The 13,066-nt window shown below is 71.8% G+C and carries 10 protein-coding genes; 1 reads left to right on the forward strand and 9 read right to left on the reverse strand.

The window, feature by feature from the left end; genetic code table 11:
* Positions 1-2: 2 nt before the first annotated feature.
* The 9 genes from OIE47_RS09855 to OIE47_RS09895 all read right to left on the reverse strand — a co-directional run bounded on the left by OIE47_RS09855 (position 3) and on the right by OIE47_RS09895 (position 10,304).
* Positions 3-1,205, reverse strand: a complete 1,203-nt coding sequence (locus OIE47_RS09855) for a low temperature requirement protein A (protein ID WP_326561186.1) — start codon at positions 1,203-1,205, stop codon at positions 3-5.
* Positions 1,206-1,386: 181 nt separating this feature from the next.
* Positions 1,387-2,517, reverse strand: coding sequence for a glycerophosphodiester phosphodiesterase (locus OIE47_RS09860; protein WP_326561187.1), 1,131 nt, complete (start codon positions 2,515-2,517; stop codon positions 1,387-1,389).
* A 127-nt stretch (positions 2,518-2,644) separates the two neighbouring features.
* Positions 2,645-4,225, reverse strand: a complete 1,581-nt coding sequence (locus OIE47_RS09865) for a fused MFS/spermidine synthase (RefSeq protein WP_326561188.1) — start codon at positions 4,223-4,225, stop codon at positions 2,645-2,647.
* Between the two features lie 36 nt (positions 4,226-4,261).
* Complete coding sequence (locus OIE47_RS09870; protein WP_326561189.1) at positions 4,262-5,326, reverse strand: coiled-coil domain-containing protein; 1,065 nt, start codon at positions 5,324-5,326, stop codon at positions 4,262-4,264.
* Between the two features lie 226 nt (positions 5,327-5,552).
* The gene (locus OIE47_RS09875; protein ID WP_326561190.1) at positions 5,553-6,350 is read right to left on the reverse strand and encodes an inositol monophosphatase family protein; all 798 of its coding nucleotides are present in this window, start codon (positions 6,348-6,350) and stop codon (positions 5,553-5,555) included.
* A 4-nt stretch (positions 6,351-6,354) separates the two neighbouring features.
* Positions 6,355-6,807, reverse strand: coding sequence for a response regulator (locus OIE47_RS09880; protein ID WP_326561191.1), 453 nt, complete (start codon positions 6,805-6,807; stop codon positions 6,355-6,357).
* Complete coding sequence (locus tag OIE47_RS09885; protein WP_326561192.1) at positions 6,804-8,558, reverse strand: sensor histidine kinase; 1,755 nt, start codon at positions 8,556-8,558, stop codon at positions 6,804-6,806. Before OIE47_RS09885 ends, OIE47_RS09880 begins: the two co-directional genes overlap by 4 nt.
* An 11-nt stretch (positions 8,559-8,569) precedes the next feature.
* Entirely contained in the window at positions 8,570-9,796 is a 1,227-nt protein-coding gene (locus OIE47_RS09890; protein WP_326561193.1) for a PP2C family protein-serine/threonine phosphatase, read from the reverse strand.
* A gap of 148 nt (positions 9,797-9,944) precedes the next feature.
* Positions 9,945-10,304, reverse strand: coding sequence for a hypothetical protein (locus OIE47_RS09895; protein WP_326561194.1), 360 nt, complete (start codon positions 10,302-10,304; stop codon positions 9,945-9,947).
* A gap of 141 nt (positions 10,305-10,445) precedes the next feature.
* Between OIE47_RS09895 and OIE47_RS09900 the strand changes: the two genes are divergently transcribed.
* Positions 10,446-12,989 carry a M28 family peptidase gene (locus OIE47_RS09900; protein WP_326561195.1) on the forward strand — a complete coding sequence of 848 codons (2,544 nt, stop codon included), beginning with the start codon at positions 10,446-10,448 and terminating at the stop codon, positions 12,987-12,989.
* Positions 12,990-13,066 lie beyond the last annotated feature (77 nt).

The raw sequence follows: 13,066 nt of genomic DNA on the forward strand, positions 1-13,066 counted from the left end.
CGTCAGCCTCTGGGTGGGAGGCTGCGTGCGCCCGGCAGCGGGCCGTTGAGCCGGATCTCGAAGCCCACCACCACCGCGAGTACGGCCGCGGCCAGCCCGGTCGAGGCGAGCGGCGCGAGTCCGACCATGGCCGGGGAGGCGACGATCAGCACCGCCAGCCCGACCAGCCGGGGTGTGGCCGCGCGGGTGAACACCTGCCGCCCCAGCAGCGCGTGACCGGCGAGGAAGAGCGCCGGTCCGCCCAGCATGGCCGCGACCCAGGAGGCCGGGGCGGAACCGGTCGGATGCCTGATCACCAGCTCGTCGGCGACGGTGATGCCCACCACCCCCATGACCATGATCAGATGGGCCAGGGCCGCCTCCTTGCTCCGCGAACGAGGCTCGTTGCCGTCGGCGGGGTCGCTCGCGCCGGAGAACGCCGGGCCGAGCTTCTCCCTGGTCCGGTGGAAGTAGATCCAGTACAGCGACACGGTGATACAGAAGGACAGCGTGAACGCCGTACCCCGGTGGAGGCTGAAGTCGCTGTCGTGGAACGTACGGCCGGTGATGGCGACGGTCTCGCCGAGCGCGATGATCACGAAGAGGCGGTAGCGCTCGGCCATGTGCTCGTCGGCCAGGTTCCATTCCGCCGAACTCGTACGCCCCAGCCCCGGCACCGGCCAGCCGACGAGCGCGGCCACGTAGTCGATCGCCAGTGCCAGGCTCCACAGGGCCAGCCGGCCGGCGTCCTCCACCATCGCCCCGGCGAACCAGGGCACCGCCGAGACGGCGAACCAGACCGCTCCCCGCAGCGGCCGGCGGCCCAGGTGGTGATGCCGCAGGGCGAAGGCGAGGATCGAGCTGCGGCCGAGGTTGATCGCCACGTACGCGATCGCGAACAGCAGCCCGCGCTCCTCGAACGCCTCCGGAATGGCGGTCGAGGTCACCAGGATGCCGAACATGGTGGCGGTGATCAGGAACTGGAGCCGGATCAGCCGTGAGTCCAGGGTGTCGGTCAGCAGGTTCGTGTACGACCAGACCCACCAGACCGCCATCAGCAGGATCAGGGTCTGGAAGGCGCCGACCCAGTCCAGGTGGGCCATCAACGTCTGGGAGAGCCGGAACAGGGTGAAGACGAACACCAGGTCGAAGAAGAGCTCGATGTAGGTGACGCCCTTCGGCTGGCCCAGGTCGCGGAGCAGGTCGGACCGCTGATCCGTGTCCATCCACCCTCGTCCCGCCCCGCCCGTCCCGGACCGCCCGGCTGTCGGTCCAGTCGTACCACGGGGTCGGGTGGGCGTACCGGCGGTTGCCCGGAACCGGCCGGGCCCGCCCGGTCCGGTGAAAAGGCAGGGCGCCTGTGCGAACAAGGCGCCCTGCCTCACCTCGGAGCCGAGGGCGGGCCGCTCAGCGGAGCGCGGCGCGGGCGGCTACCGCCGTGTCGGGGTGGTCGCTGAAGACACCGTCGAGGCCGAGGCTGAAGAACAGCTCGTACTCGGACGTGGTGTCGCCCCGGGCGTTCGGGTCGGTCCCGAGGCGGAAGTCGGTCGGGAGGAACTGGTTCTCCGCCCGGAACGTCCAGGCGTGCACGTCCAGGCCGACCCGGTGCGCGTCACGTACGACGTTGGTGGGGGCGAGCAGCTTGCCGTTGGCGTCGCGGGGCACGATCAGGTTCTTGGTCGCGCCGATCCCGTCCGCGTACGTGCTGATCCACTTCAGGTTCTCCGGCTTGACCAGATCCAGGTACGTGCGCGGGTCACCGGCCACGGTGAAGTCGTACGGCCGCCCGGTGGCGTCGAGCAGCTGGGCCAGCCGTACGTCGGTCAGCTTGCTCAGCTTGCGGAGGTTCGCGGTCTCGAAGGACTGGATGAACACCGCGTCCTTGCGACTGGTCAGGCCGTTGCGCTTGAGCACCCGGACCAGCGGCTCCTCCAGGGCCAGCCCGATCGACTGGAAGTACGTGGGGTGCTTGGTCTCCGGGTAGATGCCGATGGTGCGGCCGACCCGCCGGCTCTCCGACTTGGCGAGGTCGATGACCTCCTGGAGGGTCGGGATCTCCAGGGTGCCGTCGAAGGCGGTGTTGGTCGGCCGGACCTGCGGCAGCCGCTCCTTGGCCCGCAGCGTCTTCAGCTCGGCCAGGGTGAAGTCCTCGGTGAACCAGCCGGTGACCGCGATCCCGTCGATGGTCTTGGTGGCCTTGCGGCCGGCGAACTCCGGGTGGTCGGCGACGTTCGTGGTCCCGGAGATCTCGTTCTCGTGCCGGGCGACCAGCACTCCGTCCCGGGTGGAGACCAGGTCGGGCTCGATGAAGTCGGCGCCGAGCCGGATCGCCAACCGGTACGACTCCAGGGTGTGCTCGGGCCGGTAACCGCTGGCTCCACGGTGGGCGATCACCAGCGGCTTCGCGTCGCGGGACTTGTCCGCCTGCCGCTGGTCCGACTCGTCGCTGTGGCGGGCGGCGGACGACGAGGTGGGGATCGCCACCACCGCCGCCAGCAGTACGCCGGCCAGGCCGAGAATGGGAAGGGTACGTCGCACCGCAGGTCTCCTGACGTGGGTTCGGGTGGAACCCGATCCAACCGCCGACGGGCGACGGTCAGGAGGTCGGTGGCTGACCGAAAGATGAACAACTATCCCGTCGTCGGCGGATGACCTGCGGCGTCGGTCAGGCGGTGGCGAGGAGCTGGTCCACCGGGGCGTACTCGTCGGTGAGCACGATGGCGTCGTCGATGAACCCGTCCAGGTTCGGCCCGTCCAGCACGGTGACCGGTTCGTCGAGCGCGCCGAGCCGGGTGCGCAGCGCCTCGATCGGCAGCGGCGTGTCGGCGGCGACGATCAGGAAGTTGGCGCCCCGGGCGCCGGTGATCGCGTTCGGCGGTGCGACGACCGCGACGTGGGTGAACTCGGCCTTGACGGTGGCGAGTTCGGCGCGGATGAATCGCAGCGGCGGGTAGTCGATGACGTTCTGGACGTACATCCCACCGGGGCGGACCACGCGCCGGATATCGGCCGCCATCTCCCGGGTGGCCAGGTGCCACGGCACCACGAGGTGACCGAAGGCGTCACCGACGACCAGGTCGGCGCTGTCGTCGGGCAGTTCACCGACCAGCATCCGGGCGTCGCCGACCACCGCCCGCAGTTCCGGGCCCGGCCGTACGCCCAACTCGCGGCGACCCAGCTCGACCAGCTCACCGTCGATTTCGAACACCGTGTTGACGGTTCCCGGTCGGGTGGCGGTCAGGTACGTCGGGATGGTGAACCCGCCGCCGCCGAGGTGCACCGCGTCCAGCCGCTGCCCGGCCGGCGCGAACACGTCCGCCACCGCACCGATCCACTGCGTGTACGCGAACTCCAGGTGGGTCGGGTCGGCCAGGTCGACGTACGAGTGCCAGGCCGAGTTGAGCACCAGCAGCCGGCCGTCCGGGTTGTCGGCGTCGGCCTCGACGCTGGCGCAGTGGTACGCGGTCTCCACGTCGCACGGGTTCGGCGACACCGTGGCCAGTCCCGCCCCGACCAGTCCGAGCAGTGCCACCGCCGCCTTCACCCGGGGCCGCCCCGGCACCGAGGTCCGGTCCTGCCGCCACAGGTACCACCCGAGCCAGAGGCCGGTCAGTCCGAGCAGGAGCGCGAGCCCGACGATGATGACGGTGCTCGGCAGGGCCGCGACCAGCACGAATCCGGTGCCGAGGGTGGCGGTGATGCCGCCCAGGGTGCCGATGCTGGACAGCCGACCGACCACCTGTCCGGTCCGGCGCAGATCGCTGAGCTGCAACTTCACCACCAGCGGGGTGACGGCGGCGAGCAGTGCTGCCGGCAGGAACACCGCCAGCGCGGTCAGCAGCAGGATGCCGGCGGTGGCGCCACCGCGGAGCACCTCACCGGCGTACCGGACGACGGGCAGGGTGATCGCGGTGGTGATCCCGGCGAGGACCAGGGCCGGGGCGAGCAGCGTACGGGGGTCGCGCCGGTCGGCAAGCCACCCGCCGAGCCACGCCCCGTACGCGATGGCGCCGAGCGCCACCCCGATCACCGAGCTGGTGACCTGGAGGGTGACTCCGAGGTACGGGCCGACCAGGCGCAGGGACACGGTCTCCAGTACGAGCACCGCGCCGCTGGCGAGGAAAACGAGTGTCGCGGCGAGCCCGTTCGGCAGCGCGCGGGGCCCGGCCGCTTCGGTCACGGGTGGGCTCGTCGGCGTCACGGGCACGCTCGCCTGAGCGGGTACGTTCGCAGGTGTTGTCTCCATCGGAGCGATCGTACGCAGGCCAGGGGCGCTTCGATGTCAAACCATCGAGAGATGAACATGGTTCGTGTGGTCGCCGGCCGGGCTGCCGCCGCCGCTGTAGGACCGCCACCCGGTGCCGGGCATCCAGATCTGTCGGTACCAGATCACGTAGAGCACACCGAGGGAGCTGGCGTTCTTGACGTAGTACGCGGCCAGGTTGTTGCCGTACGTGCGGTCGCCGCCGGTCGCGTCGGCGTCCTTGAAGCCGCTGGTCGCGGAGGCGAAGTCGCAGGCGCGTCCCTTGGGGTGTTCACCGCCACCGCTGGGACGGTGGCAGGAGACGTAGCGCTTGTAGCCGGCGGCCTGCGCCTGGTTCATCGCGTGCAGGGTCCGGGGGGTGATGCAGCCGGTGGTGGTGGGGTCGTTGATGGTGCAGGACTCCTTCGGCCAGGAGCCGTCGGAGTTCTTCGGCGCCGGCTTGGCCGCGGGCGAGTTGGCGGCGACGAAACCGGTGCTGGACTTGCCCCCGACGGCAGCGAGGGCGCGTTCGGCGTCGGTCTTCCGCTTGGCGATCACGGCGAGCTGTTTCTGCTGCTCCCGTACCTCGTTGTCGATCGCGGCCTTGGCCCGGGTCGCCTCCTCGCGCGCCTCGGTGAGCGCCCGGAGCTGCTTGTCGTCGCGCTGGGCCATCACCTCCAGCCCGGCGGCCCGCTCCAGGAACGCCTCGGGCGAGGCACTGTTGAGCAGGGTGGCGACGGCGCTGAGCCGGCCGAGCCGGTAGGACTCCACGGCGACCTCGGCGACCACCGCGTTCAGCTCGGTCAGCCGGACCTCGACCTTGGCCAGTTCGGCGGTGAGCGCGGCCTGACGCTTGACCGAATTGTCGAGTTTGGCCTTCGCCTCGATGTGTCCCTTGGAGACGGCTTCGAGCGTGTCGCGCAGGTTCTTGCTGCCGCCCTCGTCACCGGGGCTGCTGGGCGCGAGCGCGAGCGGTCCGTAACCGAGGGATCGGGCGGTGGGGGCCGCGGCGGCGGGAGTTCCAGTAGCGACCACCACGGCGGCGAGCAGTGCCGCGAGCGTTCCCGACGCGCGGCGCCGGATTCTGGCCGTCCTGCGAGGCACGAAAGCCGTTCCTTCCGTCGGCCGCCTACCCCCGGTTACCTGGTAGCTCTTTCGGCGGCGGCCACCGCCGGCGCCGGATGCGGCGCCTCCGGGCGGGAGACCGGGGGTCACACTACCGGACCACGGACGCGCTGTCGGCCCTGCGCGTCTACCACATCGCATCGTCGTCGGTGAGTGAAACACGGCATTCACTCTGTGTATCAGTGCTCACACCGAAGCGTTCCGATCACAGGGTCGGAACGAGCGTTTCCCGTACCGTGTGCCAGATTCGTTCGTCGGCGGCGACGAGCAAGCCGAACCGGTCGTCGGCCGGGTCGTACGGCGTCCCGTCGAGCCGTCGCGCCACCCCGCCCGCCTCCCGCAGCAGCATCACCCCGGGAGCGTGGTCCCACGGCAGGGTGCGCCAGAAGAACGCGAACTGCTGGTCGCCGGTGAGGATGTCCGCGTACTCGCGGCCGGCGCAGTGCAGTCCGGGCAGGACCGTACCGAGCCGGTGTGCGCCGGCCTCCACCGAGGCCCGCCAGGCCGGGGGCAGGAACCGGGTCATCACCGCGCCGCGCAGGGCCGTCGCCGGCCGGTCGACCGCCGGCCGCACCGCCACCCCGTCGAGGTACGTCCCCCGCCCCGCCTCGGCGGTCAGCAGCCGGTCCGAGATCGGGTCGAGGATCCAACTCGCCCGACTCACGCCCGCCTCGATCAGCGCCACCATGACCGCGAACGGCTCCCGCCCGGCGGCGTAGTTGGCCGTACCGTCGATCGGGTCGACCAGCCAGACCGGGGTCGTACGGTGCAGGTGGTCCAGGAGCGCGGGCTCGGCGGCGACGCCCTCCTCGCCGACCACGACGGAGCCGGGCAGCAGCCGGAGCAGTCCCTCGGCGAGGATCAGCTCGGCCCGCCGGTCGGCGACCGTGACCAGCTCGCCCGGAGCCTTCTCGGACACGTCGTCGCGTCCCAGGTGCCCGAAGAGCGGCAGGATGACATCGGCCGCGACGGTCCTGAGCAACGCCCCCACTTCTTCGATCATGGCGTCAGCCCCGCGGCGGGAGCTTCACCACGCTGACGAAGAACTCGTCGATCTGCCGGACCACCGTGATGAACCGCTCGAAGTCGACCGGCTTGGTCACGTACGCGTTCGCGTGCAACTGGTAGCTGCGCAGGATGTCCTCGTCGGCCTGGGAGGTGGTCAGCACCACCACCGGGATCCGGCAGAGCTGTTCGTCGTTCTTGATCTCGCGCAGCACCTCGCGCCCGTCGCGGCGGGGCAGGTTGAGGTCGAGCAGGATCAGGTCCGGCGACGTCGCGTCCGCGTACTGGCCCTCGCGCCGCAGGTAGGCGAGCGCCTCCGCACCGTCGGAGACCACGGTCAGCCGGTTGCGCAGCTTGTGCTCCTCGAACGCCTCCTGCGTCATGAGCACGTCGCCGGGATCATCCTCGACCAGGAGAACCTCGATCGGACTCTTGCCGTCCGGCGGTGCCGTCATGCCACGATCTCCTTTATCTCGCCGGTCTTCGGTCCGTCCGACCCACCGGCCGCCGGGCCACCCGGCCCACTCGAATTGTTGTCGTTCCCGTCGGCAGGCCGCTGCCCGGTCGCTTCCGCGTCCGACCGCTCGTCCGGGCCACCGGACTGCTCCGGTACGGCCGGCGCGGCGGCCAGCTCCGCCGGCTCGGCTTCCACGGTCACCGGCAGGGTGAACCGGATGATGGTCCCCTCGACGGCGTCGAGGTCCACCCAGATCCGCCCGCCGTGGTACTCGACGATCTTCTTCACGATCGCCAGCCCGATCCCGGTGCCCGGGTACGCGTCCTTCGAGTGCAACCGCTGGAAGATCACGAAGATCTTGTCGACGAACTCGGCCTCGATCCCGATGCCGTTGTCCTCGCAGCTGATCTCCCACTCGTTGTCGACCCGGCGGGCCGAGATCCGTACCTTCGGCGGGACGTCCGGGCGGCGGAACTTGAACGAGTTGCTGACCAGGTTCGCCAGCAGGTTCGTCAGCAGCGGCTCCTCGCCCAGCACCACCGGCAGGTCGGACCAGGTCAGCTCGCCACCGGCGTACTGGCGGGCCGCCTCGGTCTGCCCGGCGACGTCGCCCATCACCTGGTTCAGGTCCACCTCGACAAAACCCGTGGTGAGCCGACCGATCCGGGAGAAGGCGAGCAGATCGTTGATCAGCCGCTGCATCCGCTGGGCGCCGTCCACCGCGAACGCGATGTACTGGTCGGCGCGCTCGTCGAGCTGTCCGGCGTACCGGCGTTGCAGGAGCTGGCAGAAGCTCGCCACCTTGCGCAGCGGCTCCTGGAGGTCGTGCGAGGCGACGTACGCGAACTGTTCCAGGTCACGGTTGGACCGGACCAGCTCCTCGGCCTGCTTCTGCAACTGGCTGTTGACCCACTCGATCCGGGTACGCGCCTCGCGTACCTCGGCCAGGTCGGCGGCGATCTTGCGGCGCATCGCGTCCACGTCGGCGGCGAGCAGGGCCAGCTCGGGTGGACCCGTCTGCTCGATGTCGCGCTGGTAGTCGCCCTGGGCGACCGCGCGCACCTGCTCGGCCAGACGGGTCACCGGACCAATGACCGTACGGTTCAGCGACACCAGTAGCGCCACCCCGGCAAGGATCACCACCACCGCGGCCAGGATCAGCAGCAGGACCAGGGTGTTACCGGTCTTGCGCGCCTTGACGGCGACCTCGTTGCGCAGGTCGAGGATCAGGTCCTGCAACCGGTCGGTCGAGGCCCGCAGGGTGTCGAACTGCTGCCGTCCCCGCTCGTTGACCAGTGCCTGCCCGGCGGTCGGGCCACCGCTGGCGGTCGCGTTCACGATCGGCAGGGCCACGTCCGTACGCCACTGGGCCGCCTGGTCCCGGACCACGTGCAGTTGCCGGCGGATCTCCGGCTGGTCGTCCAGCAGCGCGTCCATCCGGGCGATCAGGACGCCCTCCTGCTGGAGCCCGTTCTCGTACGGCGCCAGGTCCGCCCGGTCACCGCTGACCGCGTAGCCCCGTACGGCGGTCTCCTGGTTGACCAGCGCGGTCGGCAGCGACTCCGCGTCCGTACGCAGCGGGCCGGTCTTGGTCAGCAGGGTGTCCAGGTGATTCCGGTTCGCGTTCGCCACCACTGCCTCGCCGACGGCGAGCAGGGCCAGCACCGAGCCCACCACCACACAGAGCGCGGTGACCCGGCGGCGCAGGCTCCAGCCGTACGGCCGCCCCTGCGAACGCGTGGTGGTCATCCCCATCTCCATCACCGACCACCGCCCCGGCTGACCAGCAGCATCGCCACGTCGTCGGCAAGCGGCCCACCGTTGAGCTCCTCGGCCCGGCTGACCAGCCAACCGGGCAGGTCGGCCAGCGGCACGTCCCGCCCCGCCGGGTCGGCGACCAGTTCACGCAGCCCCGGTACGTCGAGCCGGTCCGGCCCCTCGCCGACCCGCCCCTCGATCAATCCATCGGTGTAGAGCAGCAAGGACCAGTCCTCGGTGTCGAAAGCCAGATCGAACGCGATCGGCGGGCGGGGCCGGACCCCGAGCAGCAGGCTGCCGGGTACCTGGACGGGGGCGACCCGTCCACCGGAGAGCAGCAGCGGGGGCGGATGCCCGGCGAGCCGGAAGGTGGCCCGGTTCGCCGCCAGGTCGAGCCGTACGGTGGCCACCGTCGCGAAGATCTCGCGGAGCCGGCGCTCACTCATCAGCACCTGTTCCAGTGCGGGCAGCACCTCGTCGTCCGGCACCCGGGCGAGCACCAGGGCGCGCCAGGCGACCCGCAGCTCGACGCCGAGCGCCGCCTCGTCCACCCCGTGCCCGCAGACGTCGCCGACAATCAGGTCGACCCGGTTCGGGGTGGTCTGCACCACGTCGTAGAAGTCGCCGCCGATCAGGGCGGCGTGTCGGCCCGGCCGGTAGAAGGTGTGCACCTCGACCTGGTCGGTGTCCATCAGCGGCTGCGGCAGCAGGCCGCGCTCCAGCCGGGCGGACTCCGCCTGGCGCAGCTCCACCTCGCGCAGCCGCCGGGCGTTCTCGTCGGCCCGCTTGCGCTCGACCGCGTACCGCAGTGCCCGGGACAGCAGGACCCCGTCGACCTGCCCCTTGACCAGGTAGTCCTGGGCGCCCTCGGCCACCGCGTCGACACCGAGCCGCTCGTCCTGCCGGCCGGTGAGTACGCAGACCGCCGCACCGGTGGACATGGCGAGGACCTGACGGAGCCCGTCCAGCCCCTCGGCGTCCGGCAGGCCGAGGTCGAGCAGTACGCAGTCGACGCCGGCGATCTGCTGCTTGGCCTGGTTGAGGCTCGTCGCCACCAGCAGCTCGATCGCCGACTGGGTCTCGGCGAGCAGCTCGCCGACCAGGAAGGCGTCGCCCTCGTCGTCCTCGACCAGCAGCACCCGCAGCCGCTCGCCCGCGGGCAGGTTGGGGTGCCGGCCGAACCCGCCGTGCGGGTAGGTCCGTTGGGGCACCACGGAGGAACCGGTCATGCTGGTACTCCGTACCACCGCGGACCGGCCCCGGATCGGGGGTCCTCGATACTGATCTCCGGCTCCTTCGCGGTCAACCTGCTGATCCTGTACCACCCAACGCTGCCACACAACACGGGGAACGCGGTCACCCGCGCCGGTCCTCCGCTCATCCGACCGGCCCGCCGGTCGCGCTCCCACCACGTGCCAGGCGCTCGGCGCGGGCGGCGATCACCTCGCCGAGCACCCCGTGCAGCCGACCGCAGTCGACGCAGTGCAGGTTGTCGTCGAGCCGCCGTCCGCCACACTGCCCGCAGCGGCCCCGGTCACCCGGATCACGGTAGCCGGCCAGGGCGGCGCCGAGCGCCCGGACCAGGTGCGGGGTGAGCGGGAAGCGCTCGACGGCGTGGCGGTGCCGCAGCTCGATCGAGGCGATCGGGGCACCCGCCGGGTCGGGGTCGTACGGCGACACCCGCTCGACGAACTGCCGCAGCAGGTCGATCGGATCAGGCTCATGCACCGCGGTCATACCTCCACGCTATGCGACAACCGGTCCCCGGCGGCAGTCGCCCACCGAGGCCCGGGAGCGGGCAGGATGGGGCCGCCCCTACGCACCGGTAACAATATTCACCGAGGCCCAGGAAGACCCCCCTTCCCCCAGGAGAAACACGTGGCCACATCCGTTGAGTCACCACTCGAACACGCTCCACCCCCGACTGCGCGGCGTACCCGGCGCGGGCTGACCGCAGCCGCCGCGCTGGCCGTACTGGTCGCCATCGGCGCCGCCGCACTGCTCGACCTGCGTACCCCCGCGCCGGTCGGCACCGACTCCCCCGCCGGACAGTTCAGCGCCGGTCGGGCCGCCGAACACCTGGAGGTCGTCGGGGCCCGTACGCACGTCGCCGGGAGCCCCGCGAACGACCAGGTCCGGGCCTACCTCGAAAGCACCCTGCGCGACCTCGGCCTGTCGACCCAGGTCCAGGACACGGTGGCCGAGGAGGCCGGTCAGCTCAGCGGCGCGGCCGGCGGCGCCACCCTGGCCCGGGTACGCAACGTGGTGGCCCGGATCCCCGGAACCGACCCGACCGGTCGGGTCTTCCTGGTCGCCCACTACGACTCGGTCCAGTCCGGGCCGGGCGGGAACGACGACGCGGTCGGCACCTCGGCCATCCTGGAGGTGGCCCGCGCGCTGAGCACCGGTCCCCGCCCCCGCAACGACATCGTGTTCGTCCTCACCGACGCCGAGGAGGCGTGCCTCTGCGGCGCGTCCGCCTTCGCCTCCGGTCACCCGCTCGCCGCCGACGGCGGTGTGGTGCTCAACCTGGAGGCGCGCGGCAGCACCGGGCCGGTGATCATGTTCGAGACCTCGCCGGACAACGCCGGCCTGGTCGGCGTCTTCGGCCGGGCCGCACCGCACGCGGTGGGCACCTCGTTCGCGGTCGAGGTCTACCGGCTGCTGCCCAACGACACCGACTTCACCGCCTTCCTCGACCACGGTTTCACCGGGCTGAACTCCGCCTACCTGGACGGCGGGGCGATCTACCACACCCCGCTGGACACCCCGGCCAGGGTCGACCGGGGCAGCCTGCAACAGCACGGCGACAACGCCCTGGCGCTGGCCCGCGAGTTCGGTGCCACCGACCTGGCCGACCTGCGCGCCGGCAACGACGCCACCTACTTCCCGGTGCCGGGCACCCTGGTCCGCTACCCCGGCTGGCTGACCTGGCCGCTGGCCCTGCTCGCGGTCGTCGCGGTCGGGCTCCTCGGCTGGACCACCCGACGTCGGGGTCACGCCTCCTGGTCCCGGATGGGCGCCGGGTTCGGGCTGGCCCTGGTGCCGATCGTGGTCGCGCCGGTGCTGGCGCAACTGCTCTGGCTGGCCATCACCACCATCCGCCCCGGCTACGCCGAGCTGCTCGACCCGTACCGGCCGGTGTGGTACCGGCTGGCCGTGCTGGCGCTGGCCGCCGCCGTACTGCTCGGCTGGTACGCGCTGTTCCGTCGCCGGATCGGGGCGGCGGCACTGGCCGTCGGCGGGGTCGGCTGGCTGGCCGTACTCGGGGTGCTGCTCGCCGTACTCACTCCGGGTGGGGCGTACCTGGCGACCCTGCCCGCGCTGGCCGGCGCGGCCGGCGGGCTGGTGGCGCTCGCCGTACGGCCGGGCAGCCGGTGGGCGGTGGTCGCGGTGACGGCCGGTGCGGCCGTCGGGGTGCTGATCCTGCTGCCGACCGTCATGCTGCTCTTCCCCGCGCTGGGCATGGCGATGGGCGGGGTCGCGGCGCTCTTCGCCGTCCTGCTCGGCCTCGGCGCCCTCCCGGTCCTCGACCTGCTCCACCCCGCCCTCCCCGCCCAGCCACCCGGCACAGCCCCGGCCGAGAAGGAGCGGACGGAAGCGGAGCACGCCGGCCCACAGCCGACCGGAACCGAGCTGGCCGAGAACGAGCCCTCCGAAGCAGGGCAGGCCGGGGCGCAGCCGACCGGAAGCGAGCCCGCCGGACCGGGGGAGGTGGTTCCCGGGGCCTCGGCGCGGCGGCGCGGCGCGGTGCCCGCCCTCGCGGCGGCGCTGGCCGCGCTGGTGCTCGCCGGCATCGGCCTGGCGGTCGACCGGTTCGACGCCGAGCACCCGGTACCGACCCACCTGATGTACGCCCTCGACACCAACACCGGTACGGCCCGGTGGCTCAGCCACGAGACCGACCCGCAGTCCTGGACCGCCAAGTACGTCCGGTCCCCCGTGTCGACCCAGGCGGACTTCCCGGCGCTCGGCGACGACGAGATGCTCGCCGGTCCGGCGCAGGCGGCCACCCTGCCCGCCCCGGCCCTCACCGTGCTCGCCGAACGGACCGATGGTGACCGGCGCACCCTGCGGCTGCGGCTGACCCCGCAACGGCAGGTACGCCTGGCCAGCCTGCACGTGGCCGCCTCCACCGCAACGGTGGTACGGGCGACGGTGGCGGGACGGGACGTACCCGTGGCTTCGGTGACCGACGGCGGACCGTGGTCGTTCGGGTTGGTCTTCCACGCCCCGCCGACCGACGGGATCGAGATCGAGCTGGTGCTGTCGCTCAGGGGCGGCCCGGTGTCGCTGCGCGCGATGGACGCCAGTGACGACCTGTCCGGGCTGCCCGGCTTCCGGCCCCGCCCGGCCGACGTGGGCGTGGTCGGCTCGCACAGCTCGGAGATGGTCGCGGTCGCCCACACCTACTCCTACTGAGCGGCCAGGAAGGCTCCTACTGAGAGGTCGGAAAGGGCCCCTGCTACGCGAGCAGCGACAGCAGGGGCCCTTCCCCG

The sequence above is a fragment of the Micromonospora sp. NBC_01796 genome (genome assembly GCF_035917455.1).
Lineage (GTDB): Bacteria > Actinomycetota > Actinomycetes > Mycobacteriales > Micromonosporaceae > Micromonospora_G.

Excerpts from the sequence above, each read along its gene's own strand:
- OIE47_RS09875 (WP_326561190.1), bottom strand. The coding sequence starts at position 6,350 with ATGATCGAAGAAGTGGGGGCGTTGCTCAGGACCGTCGCGGCCGATGTC.
- OIE47_RS09890 (WP_326561193.1), bottom strand. The coding sequence starts at position 9,796 with ATGACCGGTTCCTCCGTGGTGCCCCAACGGACCTACCCGCACGGCGGG.
- OIE47_RS09885 (WP_326561192.1), bottom strand. The coding sequence starts at position 8,558 with ATGACCACCACGCGTTCGCAGGGGCGGCCGTACGGCTGGAGCCTGCGC.
- OIE47_RS09855 (WP_326561186.1), bottom strand. The coding sequence starts at position 1,205 with ATGGACACGGATCAGCGGTCCGACCTGCTCCGCGACCTGGGCCAGCCG.
- OIE47_RS09865 (WP_326561188.1), bottom strand. The coding sequence starts at position 4,225 with ATGGAGACAACACCTGCGAACGTACCCGCTCAGGCGAGCGTGCCCGTG.
- OIE47_RS09880 (WP_326561191.1), bottom strand. The coding sequence starts at position 6,807 with ATGACGGCACCGCCGGACGGCAAGAGTCCGATCGAGGTTCTCCTGGTC.
- OIE47_RS09895 (WP_326561194.1), bottom strand. The coding sequence starts at position 10,304 with ATGACCGCGGTGCATGAGCCTGATCCGATCGACCTGCTGCGGCAGTTC.